The sequence below is a fragment of the Citreicoccus inhibens genome, assembly GCF_019039035.1.
Lineage (GTDB): Bacteria > Myxococcota > Myxococcia > Myxococcales > Myxococcaceae > Citreicoccus > Citreicoccus inhibens.
In genome coordinates, this window is the sequence record NZ_JAHNZT010000019.1 from 1 (window position 1) to 19,737 (window position 19,737).

Below are 19,737 nucleotides of genomic sequence, written 5' to 3' on the forward strand. Positions count from 1 at the left end.
TGGTGTGAGTTTTTTTTTTTTGGTGTTGGGCCGCGGCGCGCGACTCATCCTGACGCTTGCGCTCGGCCTCGGCGTCCGCCTGGGCGCGGGCGGTGGCCTCGGCGGCGGCCTTGTCCTGCGCCGCGCGCTCGGCCCGGGCGGACTCGGCGGCGGCAGCGGCGGCCTGCTCCTGGCGCTGGCGCTCCTCGTTGGCGGCGCGCGTGGCCTCCGCGGCGCTGACCCCCGCGGGCGAGTTGGCTGGAGCCGCCGCCGGCGAGGATTCGGCGGCGGCCGGCTTCTCCGCGGCGGCGACCGCCGGGCCCGCATTGCCGCCCGTCACCTTGACGATGAGCTGGTTGCCGGAGGCCTGGATGTCGGTCTCCACCTCGCGCTCATAGCCGATGAGCACGCGGGCGATGGCCGACGAGTCCGAGCCGTAGCTGGCGGTGCGGATGCCCGTCACCACGCCGTTGCCCACCTGCTGCTCCTCGGGCACGCCCGAGAAGGTCGCCTCGGCGATGTCGATGACGAGGCGCGGCGGATCCGTCATGGTGAAGGTGGTGAAGTTCGGCTTCTTCGAGCCGGAGATCTCCACCGTGCCGCCATTGACGCGCACGTTCGTGATGTTGTTGAGGTCAGCGGCCGGCTGCGCCAGCGCCAGCGCGGGCACGAGCACCCATCCGAGCAGCGACACCGCCAGGGCCTTCATCGACCACTCCCGTTCACAATCTTCACAGGGGGCGAATGCTAACACGCGCTCCCCTGGCTCCAACTTTTTGCGGCGCGAGCCACAAGCTGCGTCAGCGGATCCGCGGCAGAACGGGCGAGCGCGTCCGGTGCGTCCGGGCGTACTCGATGAGGTTCTTGATGTCGTAGCAGATCTGCCGGATGTCGTGCCCCATCGTCAGCTCGATGTGGCTGTTGCCCTTCACCGGACGCCACAGCAGATACTCGCTCTGCGCCGCGCGATACACGCTGCGCGTGGACTCCACCGAGGCCAGCGGATCCAAATCCCCGAAGATGATGGCCATGGGAACCTGGATCTTCTCGAAGCCGCGCTTGAAGTCGTAGTCGGTGCGGTAGCAGACCATCTCGCCGCGGCGGATCCACCGCGCGAACTGCTCCAGCACCTTGCGAGGCTCGCGCTCGCCGCCCTCGCGCAAGAGCCAGCGGATGTCCTCGCCGCTCACCCGCTCCGTGTTCACCAGCCGGTTGAGCCGCTGCGTGAGGCGCTTGTACAGCGGTGAGTCCTCGGCCTGCGCGAGCTGCCGCTCCAGGAACTTCAGCACCGCGTCCACCGGCACCGAGTTGAAGCGCACCGCCTCGCGCGAGTCGGGCCGCAGCCGCTGGCTCAGCGCGGGGCTGACCCACGACAGGCCACGCGACAGGAGCGCCCGCCCCGAGTCCGTCGCGCGCCGCTCCAGGTTGAAGCCCGCGAGCCCCACGTCCACCAGGCTCGCCACCGCGGGCGCGCTGTAGGCCAGCAGCCGCAGCAACATGAAGCCCCGGCCCAAGTCCGCCGGCGAGCCGATGGTGATGAGGCCCTCGAAGTCGTCATGGATGCCGGCGTAGCCGTAGCCCAGCATCCCGCCCATGGAGTGGCCGCAGTAGAAGATGCGCTCGCGCCGGGTGATGCGCTTCACACCGGAGACGGCCGCGGGCAGGTCGTAGAGGAAGTAGCTGTCCAGGTCCCAGCCGTAGTCCAGGTCCGGCGGCAGCGGGCGCTTGAAGCGCTCCGCGCGCTCCTTCTGGAACGCGATGGAGCTCTTGCCGTGCCCGCGCAGCTCCAGGATGTGGATGTCCACGCCGAAGAAGAGCAGGTTCTTGACGAACTGACCGCTCGTCCACGTGTGCCGGTTCTGCGAGAAGCCGTGCACGAGCAGGAGCGGCTCACCGAATAGCGGCTGGGGAAAGGGTTGCTTCACCGGCCGATAGCGGCTGATGACGAGCGACCACCCGTCCGCGGTCTCCACGACGTATTTCGTCTTGGTGTAGAGCGCCCGGAAATCGACTTCGTCGATGGTGGGCATCGGAGGCCCGGGGATCGCCGATCTCCAGTCCGGCAGGCGCATGGTGGGAATCTACGGCGCCTGATGCAGCGCGCCAAGGTTTCGCTCGGGCAGGGCCTTCACCCGACCCACCAAGAACAGGGAACCTGTGCAGAGCACGACGTCATCCGGGCCACTTCGGGAGCGGGCAGACGCCAAGGCGTCCACCAGCGAGCCATGGACCCGAACCTCGGGGCAGAGGGCGCGCGCCTCGTCCACATAGCGCTCGGGCGCCAGGGAGCGCGGCGTGTCCAAGGGCGTGAGGTCCACCGAGGTGGCGAGCGGAAAGAGCGCTCGCAGCATCGGCCCCCGGTCCTTGTCCGCCACGACGCCAAACACGAGCCGCAGCCGCCGCCCTGAGTACAGCGCCTTGAGCGCCTCCAGGAGCACCTGCACCCCCGCGGGGTTGTGCGCGCCATCCACCACGACCGTGGGCGACTGGCCCACCTCTTCCAGCCGACCGGGCCAGCGGGCGGTGGCCAGTCCCTCCCGCGCCGCCTCGGGTGACACCGTCACCCCGCGCGCGGCGAGCGACTCCAGGCACGCCAGCGCCATGGCCGCGTTCTGCCGTTGATACGGCCCGCGCAGCGCGAGCGACAACCCGGACAGGCGCCACGACAGCCCGCGATACGTCAGCGCGCCGTTGGCCTCGCCCTCGATGGCGAAGTCGCGTCCCTCGACCCGCAGCGGCGCGCCCACTTCGCCCGCGCGCCGAGCGATGGCCTCCAGCGCCTCGGGCTCCTGGCGAGAGACGACCGCGGGCACGTCGGGTTTGAAGATGCCGGCCTTCTCGCCCGCGATGGCCCCCAACGTGTGGCCCAGGTACTCCATGTGGTCGAACGAGATGGGCGTCACGGCCGTGACGGTGGACTCGGCCGCGTTGGTCGCGTCCAGACGCCCGCCCAGGCCCGTCTCCAGCACCACCACGTCCACGCGCTCCTGCGCGAAGTGCCAGAGCGCCACGACCGTGCCGAACTCGAAGTACGTCATCGGCTCCGACACCGCTGACGGATACCGCTCCAGCACCTCCAGGATGCGCTGGCCGAAGCGCGCGTCCGGGATGTCCTCACCGTTGACGCGGATCCGCTCGTTCACGCGCACCAGGTGCGGCGACGTGTAGAGCCCCACGCGGTGGCCCGCGGCCTGGAGCGCGGCGGCGGCGAAGGCGCACGTGCTGCCCTTGCCGTTGGTGCCCGCCACGTGCAGCACGGGCGCCTGACGCTCGGGATGGCCCAGCGCCTCCAGCGCCTCGCGCACCCGCTCCAACCCCAGCTTGATGCCCGAGGGGTTGAGCTGCGCGAGGAAGGCGAGCGCTTCCTCGGGAGTGCGGGGCGCGCTCATGCGGGGCGTGCCGCCCTACCCCACCAGCCCGAGGAGCTGCGCGAGCTTCGCGCGCATGTCCTTGCGGTGGACGATGGCGTCCAGCATGCCGTGCTCCAGGAGGAACTCGGAGCGCTGGAAGCCTTCCGGGAGCTTCTGGCGGATGGTCTGCTCGATGACGCGCGGACCCGCGAAGCCGATGAGCGCCTTGGGCTCCGCGAGGATGACGTCGCCCAGCCACGAGAAGGACGCGGCCACGCCACCCGTGGTCGGGTTGAGCAGCACGGAGACGTAGGGCTTGTTGCCGGTGCGGAAGCGAGCGATGGCCGCGGACGTCTTCGCCATCTGCATCAGCGAGAAGATGCCCTCCTGCATGCGCGCGCCGCCCGAGGCGGAGAACACCAGCGCGGGGCACTTCAGTTCGTGGGCGCGCTCGAAGACGCGGGCCACCTTCTCCCCCACCACCGAGCCCATGGAGCCGCCCATGAACTCGAACACGAAGCAGCCCACGGAGACCTGGTGCCCGTCGATGCGGCCCACGCCCGAGATGAAGGCGTCGTTCTCGCCCAGGTTCTTGCGCGAGGACTTCAGGCGGTCCTTGTACTTCTTCGAGTCGCTGAACCCGAGCGGGTCCTGCGGCTCCAGCTCCTTGTCGAACTCCTCGAAGCTGTCCGCGTCCAACAAGGCGCCCAGTCGAGCGCGCGCCGGCCAGGCGTGGTGGTGCTCGCAGTGCGGACACACCATCCAGTTCTTCTCGAGCTCCTGGCGGTAGATGATTTCGTCGCAGGTCTCGCACTTGGCCCACAGGCCCTGCATGCGCGAGGGCTGCGGCGGCTCGGTGGCGGGCTCGGGGACGACGGCGATGCGGGGCTTCTTGGAGAACCAGGCCATGGACGCGCCGGGTTAGTCCGGCCGCCCGCGCCCGTCAACACCTTCGCAACCCGCGCTTCAGAACTCGAAGGTGTCCCCCAGCTCCAGGACTTCCACGGGCAGTCCGGCCAGCTCCTTCTTGAGCTGGGACACGAACGCCGGCTTCAGGTGGTAGAGCAGCACCGAGGCGCCCTTGCGGTCGAACTTCTGGAGTTCCGACGCCACCGTGCGGGGCGTCAGGTGTCCGGAGATGTCCGCCAGCGGCTGGAGGCTGTTGGGGAAGCTGGCCTCCAGCAAGAGCGCCTTGAGGTTCTTCGTCTCGTTGAGCGCCTTCCAGAGCTTGTCCGTGGGGCCCGTGTCCCCGCTCATGGCCAGGGCCGCGCCGCCCTTGGACACGATGAAGCCGCACGACTCCACCGGGTGACTCACCGGCACGCTGCGCACCGTGTACGGCCCCACCTCGAAGGTGCTCCCCGCGCGGAAGGACTGGATCCGCAAGACGGGCTTGGCCCGCGTGGGGATGCGGGTGAAGTCCGGCCACAGCGCGTTGTTGAACATGTTGTCGCGCAGGGCCTTGGCGCACTCGCGCGACGCGTGGATGGTGACGGGCTTGTCCCGCCGGCCAATCACCAGGTCGGCGAGCAGCGGCAGGTCCTTCACGTGGTCGAAATGGCTGTGGCCCACGAGGATGTGGTCCACCTTGCAGAGCTGCTCGAGCGACAGCGTCCCCGTGAGCGCGCCCGCGTCCAGCGCGAGCACGTCATCCACCAGGAAGCAGGTGCTCCTGCACGTGGGCAGCTCGCCTCCATGGCAACCCAGGACGTTCAGCTTCACGCTAGAGGTCTCCGAACTTCCACTTCATTTCCAGGTAATGGAGGAAGTCGTGAAGTCTGGCCGAGTCATACACGGTCAGTCTGTCACCGCTGCGCTCGACGAGGCCGGCGCGCTCCAGGCGATCCAACATGCTGCGCACGGCGGGCTCGCCCACGCCGATGAGGCGCGGCATCTCGCGCACCATGAAATCGATCTCCACTCCTTCCTCCATGGGACGGCCGCGCGTCTGGCAGGCCTGGAGGATCTGGTGCACGACCCGGCTGGCCGGATCCGACATCAGGAGGTTTTCGATCTGCGCATCGGCCTCGGACAGCCGCTCGGAGAGCTTCTTGATCATCCGAACGGCGATCTCCGAGTTGCCGCGGATCATCGCCTCGAAGGTCTTCGGGTCGATGACGAGGAGCTTGGCGTCCTCGTTGACCGTGGCGGAGGCATTGCGCGGCTTGTTGGAGATGATGGCCATCTCCCCGAAGAACTCCCCCGGCCCTAGGACCGCGAGAATCTTCTCCACGTCACGCACATGCTTGGAGATGGCAATCTTCCCGGACTGGATGACAAACATCTCCTTGCCGGGCTCTCCCTCGCGGAAGAGTTCGGTGCCCTTCGGGAATTCCTTGCCGAAACGTTGAAAGAGGGTTTCCTCGGCGCCCATCTGGCCCGTGAGTCAATCAGCCCCCTCCCCCTCGGTCAAATAACCCAGCGCGATAACGCGCTGAGTCAGGCCGTCGAATTTACTTGGTCGTGGCGGTGAAGACGCCATCCCAGTCCGGGCCCGGGGGTTGGTGCTGGAACGTGGCGATGGCATCGAGGAAGCGGCGCGAGGCGGCGTCATCGGCCCAGAGCGCGAGGACGCGCGCGAAGCGCTCCTGGGCACGCGTCCAGTCGCGAGCCAGGAAGTGCTCCACGCCGGCTTCGAAGGCGGCCACGGCCTCGGCGTCCTTCCCCGTCGGGAGGCCGAGCGCGCGCAGCTCATAGACGCCCACGGGCTCGTGCTTGCCCTTGACGCGCACCGTGCCCAGGCGCCGCGCGGTGACGTGCTCGCGCACCTGAAGCCACGTGAGCTCGGAGATGAGGATGCGGGTGCCGTACTCCTTGTTGAGTCCTTCCAGGCGCGAGCCCAGGTTCACCGCGTCGCCCATCACGGTGTAACTGAAGCGCCCGTGCGTGCCCATGTGGCCCACGCTCATGAGGCCGGTGCTGAGGCCCACGCCGATGTCCACTTCGGGCAGCCCCGCCGCGCGCCAGCCCGCGTTCAGGTGCTGGAGCGCATCGAGGAACCCCAGGGCGGCACGGCACGCGCGCAGGGCATGGTCGGGCTGAGTCACGGGCGCGCCCCAGAAGCACATGAGGGCATCCCCGATGTACTTATCGAGCGTGCCCCCGTGCGCGAACACCACGTCCGTCATGGGCGTGAGGTACTCGTTGACGAGCGAGACCAGGCGCTCGGGCGTCAGCTTCTCGGCCAGCGTGGTGAAGCCTCGGATGTCGCTGAAGAGGACCGTGAGTTCGCGTCGCTCGCCGCCCAGCTTGAGGCGTTCAGGGTGCGCGAGCACCTGCTCCATCACGCTCGCATCCAGGTAGTGCTGGAACGCGTGGCGCAAGCGGGCCTTCTCCTGGTCCACGGACCGATAGCCGAGGAACAGCACCGCGAACGCGCAGGCGCCCACCGTCGCGAGCGGCACGGCCGTGGCCACCTGCACGCCCATGCCGAAGAGGAGCTGATCCACCGCCGCGTACGCGCCCATCAGCAGCGCCACCGTCCCCAGCTTCCACGCATACCGCACACGCGGCAGCAGCCGGGCCAGCAACCACGCCGAGGCCAGCATGAAGCCCATCTCCAGCCAGCGCGCCAGCATCGGGCGCACGAGGAAGTCCCGCCCGAGGATGTTGGAGAGGAACGCGGCGCGCACGAAGACGCCGGGCTCGAACTCGCTGAACGGCGTGACGCGCTGATCGAAGTTGCCCGTCAGCGTCAGGCCCACCAGCACGGCCTTGCCGCGCACCAGGGCGGGATCGAACGTGCCATCCACCACGTCGCCCAGGCTCAGCGTGGGGAAGACACTCGCGGGGCCCGGGTAGTTGATGAGCGTGAAGGGCTCGGACTCGGAGATGGGGATGAGCAGGTGCTCACCGGCGCGGCGACGCAGGCGCACGCCCTCGAGTCTCCCGGTGTCGGTGTCCACCACGGGCTCCACCGCCTCGGCATCGAAGTAGGCCGCGGCCGTCTGCACATCGAGCGACGCGAGGAAGCCCCGCGGCCCCTCCAACTTCGCCAGGATGGGCTGGCGGCGCAGCGGGCCGTCCGCGTCGGGAACCGTGTTGAAGAACCCGAGCCTGGGGCTCGCACGGGCCAGCACGGGGAGCGGGAGCTGGACCGACTGATTGCGCCAGCCCGGCACCTGCTCGAAGTCTCGCGCGATGGCGGCCCCCGGGGTGAGCGGACTGAAGTACCGCCGCAGCAGATGGGGCTCCAGCAGCGACGCGCGCGCTTCCTCCTGCGCCGCGAAGCGGATCCGGTCCTTGGAGGGGTAGATGATGACGCCCTGCACGACGCGCGGAGAACGGGCGAGCGCGGCGGCCAGCGCGGCGTCTCCGCGCGCGGCACCTCGGCGTGACAATTCCGTCCGGTAGGCCACGAGCAAGGGGTTCACCCCCGGGGCGCCCTGGGACATCTCGCTGAGCACCTTGTCCAGCGAGTGGCCCGCTTCGGCGTAGGCGCGGGCCGCGTCGTTGGCGTCCTCATCCGCGAAGGCCATGTCCAGGCCCACCGCGGCGGCGCCGGCCTCGCGCAGGTGGTCCACGGCCAGGGCCAGCTTCTCGCGGGGCCAGGGCCACCGTCCGTGGACCTGCACGCTCTTCTCATCCACGGCGGCCACGAGCACGTCCGGATGCGGGGGCCTCACCCCGCGAAGGTGGAACTGGACGTCCGTGATGCGACCTTCCACCTGGTGCACCAGCCGGGCGACCAGGGGGATGGCGTCCGAGCCCTCGGAGAGCAGGCCGATGGCGGGCGTGGACTCCACCCAGGCGTGCAGGCCACACGCCACCAGCGCGAGGGCCAATGCGAGCAACTCGAAGCGGCGGCGCGAGAGGTAGGAGTGCATCCCGTCGGACATGGTAGCCGTAAACCCGACACCCGCGCGCCGAGGCCCGAGACAAGGGCCCACGGGCCGGGTAGAAGGCCGCCCCGTGGCGACGACCTACAAGCAGTCCGGAGTAGACATCGAGGCCGGCGACGCGTTCGTCGAGCGCATCAAACCCTATGCCGCGCGCACCATGCGCCCCGAGGTGGTTGCCGGGGTGGGTGGATTCGGCGGTCTCTTCGCCTTGCCGCCCGGCAAGTACCGCGAGCCGGTGCTGGTCGCGGGCACTGACGGCGTGGGCACCAAGCTGAAGGTGGCCTTCCTCGCGGGGCGGCATGGCACGGTGGGCATCGACCTGGTGGCCATGTCGGTGAACGACATCCTCACCTGCGGCGCCGAGCCGCTCTTCTTCCTCGACTACTTCGCGACGGGGCGCCTGGAGGTGGACGCCGCGGCCGAGGTGGTGAAGGGCATCGCGCAAGGCTGCGAGCAGGCCGGCTGCACGCTCCTGGGCGGCGAGACGGCGGAGATGCCCGGCTTCTACGCGCGCGGCGAGTACGACGTCGCGGGCTTCTGCGTGGGCGTGGTGGAGCGCTCGGCCATCATCGACGGCAAGAGCGTGCGTCCTGGCGACGCGCTCATCGGGCTCACGTCATCGGGGCTGCACAGCAACGGCTACTCGCTGGCGCGCAAGGTGCTGCTCGAGGACGCGAAGCTCGCGCTCGACGCGGTGCCCGCGGGGCTGGACCGCCCGCTCGGTGACGCGCTCCTGGAGCCCACGCGCATCTACGTGAAGGACGCGCTCGCGCTCACCCAGGCGGTGAAGGTGAAGGGCATGGCCCACATCACTGGCAGCGGCATCCCGGGCAACCTGCCGCGGTGCCTGCCGGACGGGACGCGCGCGGTGCTGAGCGAGAATACGTGGGTGAAGCCGCCCATCTTCGACCTCATCGCCAAGACGGGCGCGGTGGCGCGCGACGAGATGTTCAGCACGTTCAACATGGGCCTGGGCCTCATCGTCGTGGTGGCGAAGGAGGACGTGGCCCAGGCGCTGTCCGTGCTCAAGGCGCGCGGCGTCCAGGCGTCCGAGGTGGGGCGCGTGGAGGCCGGACAGGGCGAGGCGACGGCGGTCATCGACCCATGAGCCAAGGGCGGGCCCGGCTGGGCGTGCTCGTCAGCGGAAGCGGCAGCAACCTCCAGGCGCTGCTCGACGCGTGCGCGCGCGAGGACTTCCCGGCCGAGGTGGCGTGCGTGGTGTCCAACGTCCCCTCGGCCTTCGCGCTGGAGCGCGCGCGCAAGGCAGGCGTGCGCGCCGAGGTGGTGGACCACAAGGCCTTCGGCGCCAAGGCGGACTTCGAGGGCGCGCTGCGCGAGGTGCTGCGTGATGCCCGAGTCGAATGGGTGTGCCTGGCTGGCTTCATGCGCCTGTTGAGCGCGGACTTCCTCGCGCACTTCCCGGGGCGGGTGCTCAACATCCACCCGTCCCTCCTGCCCTCCTTCCCGGGCCTGCATGCGCCGAAGCAAGCGCTGGAGCGCGGCGTGAAGGTCGCCGGGTGCACGGTGCACTACGTGGATGCGGGAACGGATTCGGGCCCCATCATCGCGCAGGCGGCGGTGCCCGTGCTGCCGGACGACGATGAGAAGGCGCTGGCGGCGCGCATCCTCGTGGAGGAGCACCAGCTGTACCCGCTCGCGGTTCGACTGGCCGTCACGGGCAAGGTGTCCCAAGACGGTGCGCGCACGCGCGTGGATGCCCAGGCCACCACGGGAACGCTGGCGCTGCGCAGCCCGGGGATGCCTCGGTGACGAAGGCTTCGGAGCCTTCCGAGCACGAGGCGAGGCTCCAGGCCCTGCGCGACGCGAAGGTGGTACTGGTCAGCGCGTGCCTGCTCGGAGAGGCCTGTCGGTACGACGGCCGCTCGCAGCGCTCCGAGCGGGTGCTCGCAGCGCTGGAGGGCAAGGAGGTCATCCCCATGTGCCCGGAGACTGGCGCGGGCCTGGGCATTCCGCGTCCGCCCGTGGACCTGAGCGGCGGCACGGGAGTGGACGTCTGGGCCGGGAGAGCCCGCGCGGTGGAGCGCGAGGCACGGATGGACCGGACCGAGGCATTCCGACTCGGAGCGCGCATGGCCCTGGAAGCGATGCAGCGCTTCGGTGCCACCGTCGCGCTCCTCAAGGAAAAGAGCCCTTCGTGCGGCAGTCAGCGCGTCTACACCGACGGCGTGCTGCGCCCAGGCGAGGGCATCACGGCGGCGCTGCTCCGCGAGCACGGCCTCGTCGTGGTGAGCGACGAGGACTTGTAGCCCTCAGCGCACCGCGGCCGGTGCGAAGGAGTCCGAGGGGTTCTGCGCGAAGCAAGCGTCCACTGCGTCCTCCGACACGGCGTCGAGCGAGGCCGGGCTCCACCGTGGCTTCTGATCTTTGTCGACGAGCACCGCGCGGATGCCCTCGCGAAAGTCCGCTCGCGCCGTCAGCGCCTGACTCAGTCGGTACTCCACGGGCACCATCGCGTCATAGTCGCCACCTCGGCCCATCCGAAGCTGCCGCAGCGTGACCTTCAGGCTCATCGGGCACATGCGCATGAGCGTCGCGCGTGTCTGCTCCGCCCACTCGGAGCGCTCCGCCTCCAACGCGCGCAGGATGTCCTCCACGCGGTCCGCCGAGAAGCAGCGCGCGATGTCCTCCACCCGAGCGCGCAAGGGAGACACCCCCGAGTCCGCGGCAGAGCCCGCCAGCACTCGCGCCACCACATCCATCGCGGCGCCCTGCCAGTCGGCGTCCACCAGCGCCGCGAGCACATCCTCCAGCCGCGAGGCCGCAATCTGATGCGTCGCATAGCCGAGCCACCGCGCATCCGCCGCATCACACCGCGCGCCCGTGAGCCCCAGGTACGTCCCCATCTCGCCCGGGAACCGCGGGAGGAACCAGCCTCCGCCCACGTCGGGAAACAGGCCGATCGCCGTCTCGGGCATCGACAGCATCAGCCGCTCCGTCACGACGCGGAACGCGCCATGCGCAGACAGCCCCAGCCCTCCGCCCATGCAGACGCCATCCACCAGCGCGATGAACGGCTTGGGGTAGTGGTGGATGAGGTGATTCAGGGCGTACTCGGCCCGGAAGAACGCGCGCGACAGCGGCTCGCTGCCCACGGTCGCCGGCCCCGAGAGCGAAGCGGCGACCGCGCGCACGTCCCCTCCCGCGCAGAACGCCCGCCCGCCCGCGCCACGAATCACCACGGCGCGCACCCGGTCATCGTCGGCCCAGGCGCGGAGCTGAGGGTCCATCGCTCGGCACATCCCCAGGTTCAGCGCGTTGAGCGCCTGGGGGCGGTTCAGCGTCACGAGTCCCACCGGGCCTCGCGTCTCCAGCAGCACGTCCTCGCTCATGGCGCGGGGATATCAGGCCCGGGCCTCAAGGGTGTGCCATTCCGGGGATGACACGGGGAGAGAACGCGGTATGGGAGGGCCATGACCTTCGCCACGGCCCCCTTGCGCGCCGCCGTCTTCGACATGGATGGCACGCTCATCGACAACATGGACTTCCACAACCGCGCCTGGGTGGCCCTCTCCCGGCGGCTGGGGCTCGACATCACCGCCGAGCGCTTCCAGACGGAGTTCGCCGGCAAGAAGAACGAGGAGATCCTCCCGGAGCTGCTCGGGCGTCCGCTCACGGCCGAGGAGCTGGCCTCGCTCGCCGACGAGAAGGAGTCCCACTATCGCACCCTCTACCGGCCCCACCTCGCGCTGCACATCGGGGCGGACGCGTTCCTCGCGCGGCTGAGCGCAGCCGGGATCCGTCTGGCCGTGGCCACCGCCGCGCCCCAGGGCAACCGCGAGCTGGTCCTGGACGGGCTCTCCATCCGCGCCCGCTTCGAGCGGGTGGTGGGCGCCGAGGAGGTCACTCGGGGCAAGCCCGCGCCGGACATCTTCCTCGCCGCGGCGAAGGCGCTCGCGGTGCCCCCGGAGTCGTGCATCGCGTTCGAGGACGCCATCAACGGCGTGCTGTCCGCCCGGGCCGCAGGGATGGTGACGGTGGGCATCACCACCACGACCTCCGCCGAGCAGCTGCGTCGCGCGGGGGCGGAATACACGGCGCCGGACTTCGCCTCGCTGCCCGAGCCACTGCTCGCGCGCCTCTTCGCCACGCGAAGCTGACGCCCCGGATTTCCGTCCCCGGGGCGCGGATCCACCCGGGGATGCGCCAAAAGGGCGCCAGACCGCGGGACGTTGTGTAGTGTTGCCCGCCTCATGGCGACGTCCACAGCCAAACTCAAGCTTTCCTCGGGCCCCTCGCGGCACGTGTACGACGTCATCGTGCTGGGCAGCCAGTTGGGGGGCGCGCTCACCGCCGCGCTCCTCGCCAAGCGCAACCACCGCGTGCTGCTGGTGGAGCATGACGGCATGGGCCCAGGCTACGAGCACGACGGCTTCCTCCTGCCGTATGCCCCCTTCGTCGCGCCGCCCCTCAAGGCCATGCCCGCCGTGGAGGAGGCCCTCACCGAGCTGGGCCTCGCCACACACGTCGGGCGAGCCCTGCGACCGCACGTCCCCGAGCTTCAGCTCGTCATGCCTCGGCACCGCGTGGACCTGTCCGCGGAACCCAACCGGCGCCGGGCCGAGCTGACGCGCGAGTTCGGAGACGCGGCCGAGGGGGTCCTCGGCGCGCTCGCGGGAGCCTCGGCGCAGCACGAGGCCACCGACGCCTTCTTCAAGGCCAATCCCCAGCTGCCGCCCGACGGATTCTTCGAGTCCTGGGGACTCAAGAGCCTCATCAAGAACCATCCCGGCCTGGAGGCCACGCCGCGCCTGGGTGGAGATGACCCGGCGGTGTCCCTCGTGCGAGGGCTGCTGCCCTTCCTCGTCCACCTGGACAAGCCCAGCTCGCCCCTGGCGCAGTCCCGCCCGCTGTCCCAGGTGCTGACCGCCCCTTCGACTTACCCGGGAGGCATGGACGCGCTGCGCGATGCGCTGACGCGGCGACTGGCGGAGCTGGGCGGAGACGTGCTCTCGCGCGACAACGCCTCGGGCTTCATCGTCGAGGAGCTCTCGTTCGATGGCAGCAAGTTCGCGGGCGTGAAGCTGATGCGCTCGGACACGCTGTACCGCGCCTCGTGCCTGGTCGCGGCCACGGACACGGGCGCGCTGCGGCGGCTGGTGACGGACAAGAAGCACCACCGCGCGCTGCTCGAGCACCTGGACCAATCGACGCCCAAGTCCATCCTGTTCGCCGTGAACTGGGTCGTCCCCGAGGCGGCCCTGCCGCGCGGCCTGGGCGAGCTCGCGCTGGTGGACACGCAGGACGCGGAGCTGGGGCCGCTGCTCGTCCAGCAGCACCCGGCACGCACCGCGCCCGGCGGCGCCACGAAGGAGAGCAAGGACGTCGACGGCGTGCGCGTCATCTGCGCGGGCGCGTTCGTCCCGGCCTCCGCCCGCGACCTGGGCGAGGAGCACCTCCAGGGGCTCGCCGCACGCATCGACGAGCATCTGGAGCGGCTGATGCCCTTCACCGTCCAGCACCGGGCCCTGCGCTCGGCGCCCTACCTGGATGCCGGAGGCGTGCGCGGCAGCCGGCTCATGCCCCATCCCCTCTACGCCTTCGAGACCGAGGCGTTCCTGGGAATCACCGGCCTCAAGCAGCGCACGCCGGCCAAGAATGTGATCCTGGCGGGCCGCGAGGTGCTGCCGGGCCTGGGTCTGGAGGGTGAACTGCTCGCGGGCATGCGAGCGGCGAGGCTCGTCCAGGAGATGCTCAAGAAGAAAGATCCCCTCAAGGGCTGATCGCGGGACTGATCCGGCTGGATTTTCGGATTGTTTCTGGTAGGTTCCGCCGCTCTTTTATGGGCAGGCGTCGAACGCCCCAGTTTTCAAGGAGTTAGCAGTCATGGCGTGGAAGTGCGACATCTGTGGGAAGCGTCCGCTGGTGGGTAACAACGTCAGCCACGCGAACAACAAGACGAAGAAGCGGACCCTGCCGAACCTGCAGAAGCTTCGGGCGAACGTCGAGGGCCGCCATGAGCGCGTCCTGGCGTGCACCCGCTGCATCAAGGCAGGCAAGGTCGTCAAGGCTGCCTGACGCGGAGGACTCGTAGGTGGGCAAGACGCGCGCGGCATCGTCAGCGCTTCCGCCCACCGAACGAATCCATCCACGCGCGGACGACCTGGACCTCCTCTCTGTTGAGGCGGTCGTTCGCCGTCTGCATCAGGAAGACCTGACCGCGCTCCGCGCGGTTCGTGCGGCGCTGCCTGCTGTTTCGGCGGCGGCACGGGCCGTAGCGGATGCCTTGCGGGCAGGAGGCCGGCTTCTCTACGTGGGCGCGGGCACCAGCGGACGGCTGGGCGCCGTGGACGCCAGCGAATGTCCGCCGACCTTTGGCAGCCCCTCTTCTCAGGTCCAGGTGGCCCTCGCGGGCGGTCGCCGGGCATTGTTGCGCGCGGTCGAAGGCGCCGAGGATGACGCCGAGGCGGGTGGACGTGCCGTGCGGGCCTTCCGCGCGTCACCCTCCGACGTCGTGTGCGGCATCTCCGCGAGCGCCTCGACGCCCTATGTGCTGGGCGCGTTGGCCGAGGCCCGTCGACGCGGCGCCCGCACGCTCCTCGTCTGCTGCAACCCACCCTCCCCCACCCTCCGCGTGGACCAGGTGGTGGTGGCCCTGACCGGGCCTGAGCTGGTGGCGGGATCGACCCGGCTGAAAGCGGGCACGGCCACGAAGCTCATCCTGAATGCCCTGACGACGGCGGCCTTCGTCTCGCTGGGCCGGGTCTACCGGGGGCGCATGGTGGGCGTTCGCCCCTCCAACGCGAAGCTGCGAGCCCGCGCCGCGCGCATGGTGGCCGAGCTGAGCGGCCTGCCCGCGCCCGAGGCCCAACACCTGCTCGATGCCGCCGGCGGCGAGGTGCGGGTCGCGATGGCCATGCACTTCACGGGGCTCGGGGCGCGCGCGGCCCGCAAGCAGTTGGAGGCGCGGGGCCTGCGCGCCCTGGAGCCTTCACGGGCCTCGGCACCGAAGCGGCGGGCACCGCGCGCCAAGCCCCGCGCGCACTGACTACTGGCCAACACCCTCCGCGAAGGACTCATCGGGCGAGGGGGGCCGTCGTGACGTCGTCCGCCTGACGCCGTCCGAACGTGGGGACTCGCCCTTTGCGCCGACGGTGAACACGTCCGCGCTCACGCGAGCCTCGTCGCGGGCCGCTGTCAGGTGCACTTCCTAGACTCGGCGCATGAGCCTCCGCCCCGCCGCGTTCGATCCCCGACAGCCGCGCCTGTGCGTGGGCGTCCTGTCCGGCACCAGCGTGGACGCGGCGGAGGCAGCGCTGTGCAGGGTGGAGGGCACGGGCGGCGACGTGAAGCTGACCCTCCTCGCCCACGAGTCCCGCCCCTTCGAGCCCGAGCTGGTGGCGCGCGTGCTCGGTCTCCACGATGCGCAGTCGCTCTGCGCACTGGACTTCGAGTTGGGCGAGCGCTTCGCCGAGGCCGTCCTCGCCGTCATCGCCCGCGCGGGATTGAGCCCCCGCGAGGTGCATGTCGTCGGCTCACACGGCCAGACGATGGCGCACCTGCCACCGGGCATGGGGCCCATCGCCTCCACGCTCCAGATTGGCGAGGCCGCCGTCATCGCCGAGCGCACCGGCCTGCCCGTGGTCAGCGACTTCCGCCCGCGAGACATGGCCGTGGGCGGCCAGGGCGCGCCGCTCATCCCCTACCTCGACTGGGCCGTGTTCCGCGGCCGAGGCAAGGTACGCGCGTTCCAGAACATCGGCGGCATCGCGAACGTGAGCATCGTGTCCGAGCGCGTGGAGGACACCCTCGCCTTCGACACCGGGCCGGGCAACATGCTCCTGGATGCGCTGGCACGCCGCGTCACCGGCGGCCTCTGTGCCTGTGATGTGGATGGCACCTTGTCCGCCCGAGGCCAGGTCATCCCCGCGCTGTTGGATGAGCTCCTCGGCCATCGCTTCCTCGCGAAGCCGCCACCGCGCAGTGCGGGCCGCGAGGACTTCGGCGAGGCACTGCTGTCCCGCGTGTGGGAGCGCCACGGCACCCGGCCCTATGACGTCATGGCCACCGCGCGCGTGTTCACCGTGGAGGCGACCGCGCGGGCCTATGAGACCTACGTCCTGCCGCGCTTCCCCATGCTGGACGCCGTCTACGTATCGGGGGGCGGAAGCCGGAATCCCGGGCTGATGGAGGGGCTCAAGGCCCGGCTGGCCCCGGTGCCGGTGGAGCGGCTGGACGTCCTGGGATTCCCGGAGGCCGCCAAGGAGGCGGCGCTGTTCGCCCTGCTGGCGGCCGAGCACCTGGTGGGGACCCCCGCGAATGTCCAGTCGGCAACTGGCGCGAGGCGTCAAGTCGTTCTAGGTAAGCTGACACCGTGAGCAGCGTGAACCTGATGGCCCGCGAAGTGGCCGCGAAGATCGTCTTCTACGGACCTGGCCTGTCGGGGAAGACGACCACCCTTCGGAAGGTCTACGAAACGGTGCGCCCCGCGCACCGTGGCGAGATGATGTCCATCGCCACCGAGGGTGACCGGACACTCTTCTTCGACTTCCTGCCCGTGAAGGTGGAGCGCGTCGGGGATTGCTCGGTCCGACTCGCGCTGTACACCGTGCCCGGCCAGGTCTTCTACAACGCCACCCGCAAGCTGGTGCTCCAGGGCGCGGATGGCGTCGTGTTCGTGGCGGACTCGCAAGAAGAGGCGATGGACGCCAACCGCGAGTCGCTGGCCAACCTCGAGGAGAACCTCTTCGAGCACGGCATCCGGTTGGATCGCTTCCCCTTGGTCATGCAGTGGAACAAGCGCGACCTGGAGAACGTGCTCCCCGTGGACGTGCTCCGCCACGAGCTCAACCCGCGCGGCGTGCCGGATTTCGAGACCGCCGCGAGCAGCGGACGCGGCGTGCTCGACACGCTGAAGACCATCACCCGGCTCGTCATCAAGGACCTGCGCGCCAAGCGCATCGTCCCGCCGCCCCGCCCCATGCCGACGGCGCCCGCGGGGCTGGAAGCCCAGCTCACGCAGCACCTGAACCGCCAGACGCCGCCTCCGGCACCGCCGCCCGTCATGGCCGCGACCGGCAGCGTGGCGCCCATGATTGGCCCCACGCCCGTGCCCCGCGTGGCGCCCGTGGTGGCCATGCCGCCGCCTCGGCCCGAGCCCGTGCCGGTGCCCGCCGCGGCGCCTCCGCCCGCGGGCAAGCTGCTCGGCCCCACCAGCGCGCTGGCGCCAGGAGACCTGTTCGACCATGCCCGCGCCGCCGAGGCCGCGTTCGCGGGCGGGGACTACAGCACCTGCGTCACCGCGTGCACGGACGCCGTGCGCCGCGCCATGGCCTTCGCGGGCGAGGGCACCCTGGCGCAGCAGGCGTTCCTGCTCCACGTGCACGGCGCGGATCTGCTGCGCTTGATGGGCCTGTCCACGCAGCCGCACCTGCGCGTGGATGACGCCGCGTTCGCGCTCTACGTGCTGATGCAGGTCTTCGTGCGGCTCAACGCCATCGGCCTGCCGAACGCAGGCTGAGCCCCCTCCCCGCTCGCGACCTAGCGGGGATAGGTGAGCTGCAGCAACCCCATGCGGTGCAGCTTGGCGAGCGTCTTGAGCGTGTCCAGCTCGCGCGCCGGGCTGCCCAGCACCAGCGTGGACACGTCCCACGTCCCGTTCACGAGCCCGGCGATCTGCCGCTCCTCCTGCTTGAGCAGCACCATGGCCGCGGGGTCGTGGATCATGTGCGGCACCACCAGCGGCGGCATCTCCGCGTAGAGCGCCGCCACGTGCTCGCGCTGAACCAGGCGCGCGAACTCGCGCACGCGGCGGTCCGCGGGGTCGCTCGCGAGCAGCGAGTGGCAGACGATGCCCGCGGCGTCGTACTGGCCCTCGCGCATCAGCACCGCGCCCTTCTCCAGCATCTCCGCCACGGGGTCTGCCTCCACCTGCGGCGCGCCCTCCACCTCCACGAGCTTGCCGCGCAGCAGCTCGTGGACCCGGCGAGCCACCGAGGAGCGCGAGACGCCCATCGACAGACGCAGCCGGCCCAGGTTCTGAGGCTGGGTGCACAGGCTCAGGATGATCCGATGCATCAACGGCTGGCTCGGGCTCGGCGGCGCGAGCGCCCGCACGCTCAGCGCGTCGATGGGGAGCGCCTTGTCCACGTCGGGCTGCTCGTCCACCCAGCGCAGGGACTCGAAGAGCAGCTCGCGGATGCTCACGTCCGAGGGCACCCAGTCCTCCCCTGTGCGGTCCGCATCCTCGGTCCAATGGAACGTGCCGCGCCCCGCGATGGTCAGGTCCGTCATGGCCCCGAACAACTCCTCGCGACCCAGGTCGCGCACCCACCGCGCCTGAACACCGTGCGCATCGAAGGCCGCGTCCACGTCGGGCGTGCGGGCCAGCTCGTCGAATGCGGACAACACGCGCGTCCCCGAGGCCAGCCGCGCCAGCGCGAGCAGTCGGGCCACGCGCCCACGAAGGCCCTCGCTCGCGGTGGCGCCCACCTGACCAGAGAGGAGGAAGAGCTTGCGCTCACCCGCCTCCCAGGAGAGCTGCAGCGTTCCCGTCTTGCGGGAGCTGTCGAGCCATTGAAGAAACTCAGGAAGCGGATAGCTGAAAAGGTCGCCGTGGAGGGCCATCGTGTCGCGTTCGAGGATACAGTCACCCGCCGTGCGCGTCGCGGTCCTGTTCATCGATGGTGTCGGGATTGGGCGGAAGGAGCCTGCCTCCAATCCGCTCGCGCACCGCGAATACCTGCTGTCCTGGTTCCAGGACGCTCCTGGCCCCACGCTGCCGGACTCGGGGCGGGGCGTGGCGGTGGACGCGACCTTCGGCGTGACGGGCCGGCCGCAGTCCGCGTCCAACCAGACAGCCATCCTCACCGGCGACCCCGCGCCGGTGCTCGTCGGGAGCCATGTGTTGGGGTACCCCAACGCGGCGCTGCGGGACCTGATGTCGCGCCGGTCCATCGTCCGCCGACTCAAGGCCGCGGGGCGCTCCGCCACCTTCGCGAACGCCTATCCGGCGCCGTACCTGGACCTCCTGGGCATTCCTCGCCGCGCCACCTCTGAGCCCTCGGAGCGGATGGAGGTGCCGCCCGCCGCGCGCAAGGTGAAGCCCTCCGCGGCCAAGCTCGCCTTCGCGGCCGGTGAGGAGCCGCTGCGCACGCTCGACGACGCGCGCGCCGATGACGGGCTCACCCACGACATCACCGGTGAGCACGCACGCGCCTACGGACTGCACGCGCCCGAGCGCACGCCCGAGCAGGCCGCGGCGGTGTTCTGGCGCATCGCGGCTGGCGCCGACTTCACCTTCTTCGAGCATTACCTCGCGGACGAGGCGGGGCACGCCCGGGACATGGCGGCCGCGCTCGCCGCGCTGGACACCTTCGATGCCTTCGCGCGCGCCCTGGTGGCCACGCGGCCGGACGATGCGCGCGTGCTCGTGTGCAGCGACCATGGCAACGTGGAGGACCTGTCCACCCGAAGCCACACGATCCACCCGGTCCCCGTGCTCTACTTCGGTCCTCCCGAGCCCGACGTGGAGACCTTCTCCACCGTCGCGGACGTGGGGCGCGCGGTGGTGCGCTGGCTCGGGGTGGAGTGAGGAACGCGGATGCGTC

The 19,737-nt window shown here is 70.4% G+C and carries 19 protein-coding genes; 10 read left to right on the plus strand and 9 right to left on the minus strand.

The window, feature by feature from the left end:
* From KRR26_RS21495 to KRR26_RS21525, 7 genes are all read right to left on the minus strand, one after another.
* Window positions 1-688, minus strand: a 688-nt coding sequence (locus tag KRR26_RS21495; RefSeq protein ID WP_217080694.1) for an AMIN domain-containing protein, incomplete at its 3' end; no start/stop codon positions are given.
* A gap of 91 nt (window positions 689-779) precedes the next feature.
* The gene (locus KRR26_RS21500) at window positions 780-2,051 is read right to left on the minus strand and encodes an alpha/beta fold hydrolase (protein ID WP_120200955.1); all 1,272 of its coding nucleotides are present in this window, start codon (window positions 2,049-2,051) and stop codon (window positions 780-782) included.
* A 9-nt stretch (window positions 2,052-2,060) separates the two neighbouring features.
* Window positions 2,061-3,368 (minus strand): bifunctional folylpolyglutamate synthase/dihydrofolate synthase, encoded by a 1,308-nt coding sequence (locus KRR26_RS21505; RefSeq protein ID WP_217080695.1) that lies wholly within the window; start codon window positions 3,366-3,368, stop codon window positions 2,061-2,063.
* A gap of 15 nt (window positions 3,369-3,383) precedes the next feature.
* Window positions 3,384-4,238: an acetyl-CoA carboxylase, carboxyltransferase subunit beta gene (accD, locus tag KRR26_RS21510; RefSeq protein WP_120200957.1), complete on the minus strand. Its 855-nt coding sequence runs from the start codon at window positions 4,236-4,238 to the stop codon at window positions 3,384-3,386.
* 57 nt (window positions 4,239-4,295) lie between these two features.
* Window positions 4,296-5,051 (minus strand): MBL fold metallo-hydrolase, encoded by a 756-nt coding sequence (locus tag KRR26_RS21515; protein ID WP_120200959.1) that lies wholly within the window; start codon window positions 5,049-5,051, stop codon window positions 4,296-4,298.
* A 1-nt stretch (window position 5,052) separates the two neighbouring features.
* The gene (locus KRR26_RS21520; protein WP_120200961.1) at window positions 5,053-5,703 is read right to left on the minus strand and encodes a Crp/Fnr family transcriptional regulator; all 651 of its coding nucleotides are present in this window, start codon (window positions 5,701-5,703) and stop codon (window positions 5,053-5,055) included.
* Between the two features lie 79 nt (window positions 5,704-5,782).
* Window positions 5,783-8,167: a CHASE2 domain-containing protein gene (locus KRR26_RS21525; protein WP_217080696.1), complete on the minus strand. Its 2,385-nt coding sequence runs from the start codon at window positions 8,165-8,167 to the stop codon at window positions 5,783-5,785.
* Between the two features lie 73 nt (window positions 8,168-8,240).
* Between KRR26_RS21525 and purM the strand changes: the two genes are divergently transcribed.
* Genes purM through KRR26_RS21540 form a run of 3 tightly spaced genes read left to right on the plus strand, consistent with a single transcriptional unit; the run spans window position 8,241 to window position 10,437 of the window.
* Complete coding sequence (gene purM / locus KRR26_RS21530; RefSeq protein WP_217080697.1) at window positions 8,241-9,278, plus strand: phosphoribosylformylglycinamidine cyclo-ligase; 1,038 nt, start codon at window positions 8,241-8,243, stop codon at window positions 9,276-9,278.
* Window positions 9,275-9,940, plus strand: coding sequence for a phosphoribosylglycinamide formyltransferase (purN, locus tag KRR26_RS21535; RefSeq protein WP_120200967.1), 666 nt, complete (start codon window positions 9,275-9,277; stop codon window positions 9,938-9,940). Before purM ends, purN begins: the two co-directional genes overlap by 4 nt.
* Entirely contained in the window at window positions 9,937-10,437 is a 501-nt protein-coding gene (locus tag KRR26_RS21540; RefSeq protein ID WP_233576468.1) for a DUF523 domain-containing protein, read from the plus strand. The genes purN and KRR26_RS21540 overlap by 4 nt, the downstream gene beginning before the upstream one ends.
* A gap of 3 nt (window positions 10,438-10,440) precedes the next feature.
* On the opposite strand, the gene KRR26_RS21545 is transcribed toward KRR26_RS21540, so the two are convergent.
* The gene (locus KRR26_RS21545; protein WP_120200969.1) at window positions 10,441-11,520 is read right to left on the minus strand and encodes an enoyl-CoA hydratase/isomerase family protein; all 1,080 of its coding nucleotides are present in this window, start codon (window positions 11,518-11,520) and stop codon (window positions 10,441-10,443) included.
* A gap of 81 nt (window positions 11,521-11,601) precedes the next feature.
* On the opposite strand from KRR26_RS21545, the gene KRR26_RS21550 reads away from it, so the two are divergent.
* The 6 genes from KRR26_RS21550 to KRR26_RS21575 all read left to right on the plus strand — a co-directional run bounded on the left by KRR26_RS21550 (window position 11,602) and on the right by KRR26_RS21575 (window position 17,648).
* Window positions 11,602-12,288 carry an HAD family hydrolase gene (locus KRR26_RS21550; protein WP_120200971.1) on the plus strand — a complete coding sequence of 229 codons (687 nt, stop codon included), beginning with the start codon at window positions 11,602-11,604 and terminating at the stop codon, window positions 12,286-12,288.
* A gap of 93 nt (window positions 12,289-12,381) precedes the next feature.
* Complete coding sequence (locus KRR26_RS21555) at window positions 12,382-13,911, plus strand: NAD(P)-binding protein (protein ID WP_120200973.1); 1,530 nt, start codon at window positions 12,382-12,384, stop codon at window positions 13,909-13,911.
* A gap of 103 nt (window positions 13,912-14,014) precedes the next feature.
* On the plus strand, window positions 14,015-14,206 hold the full coding sequence (gene rpmB, locus KRR26_RS21560; RefSeq protein ID WP_120200975.1) for a 50S ribosomal protein L28: 192 nt from the start codon (window positions 14,015-14,017) through the stop codon (window positions 14,204-14,206).
* A 16-nt stretch (window positions 14,207-14,222) separates the two neighbouring features.
* A complete protein-coding gene (locus KRR26_RS21565; protein WP_120200977.1) occupies window positions 14,223-15,176 on the plus strand; it encodes an N-acetylmuramic acid 6-phosphate etherase in 954 nt (317 codons plus the stop codon).
* Between the two features lie 175 nt (window positions 15,177-15,351).
* A complete protein-coding gene (locus KRR26_RS21570) occupies window positions 15,352-16,506 on the plus strand; it encodes an anhydro-N-acetylmuramic acid kinase (RefSeq protein WP_120200979.1) in 1,155 nt (384 codons plus the stop codon).
* The gene (locus KRR26_RS21575; RefSeq protein ID WP_217080698.1) at window positions 16,503-17,648 is read left to right on the plus strand and encodes a GTP-binding protein; all 1,146 of its coding nucleotides are present in this window, start codon (window positions 16,503-16,505) and stop codon (window positions 17,646-17,648) included. The genes KRR26_RS21570 and KRR26_RS21575 overlap by 4 nt, the downstream gene beginning before the upstream one ends.
* 20 nt (window positions 17,649-17,668) lie before the next feature.
* On the opposite strand, the gene KRR26_RS21580 is transcribed toward KRR26_RS21575, so the two are convergent.
* Entirely contained in the window at window positions 17,669-18,754 is a 1,086-nt protein-coding gene (locus tag KRR26_RS21580; RefSeq protein ID WP_120200983.1) for a DUF4388 domain-containing protein, read from the minus strand.
* Between the two features lie 31 nt (window positions 18,755-18,785).
* Here KRR26_RS21580 and KRR26_RS21585 point away from each other — a divergent pair, with 31 nt between their 5' ends.
* Window positions 18,786-19,721, plus strand: coding sequence for a metalloenzyme (locus tag KRR26_RS21585; RefSeq protein ID WP_120200985.1), 936 nt, complete (start codon window positions 18,786-18,788; stop codon window positions 19,719-19,721).
* The last annotated feature ends 16 nt before the right edge of the window (window positions 19,722-19,737 follow it).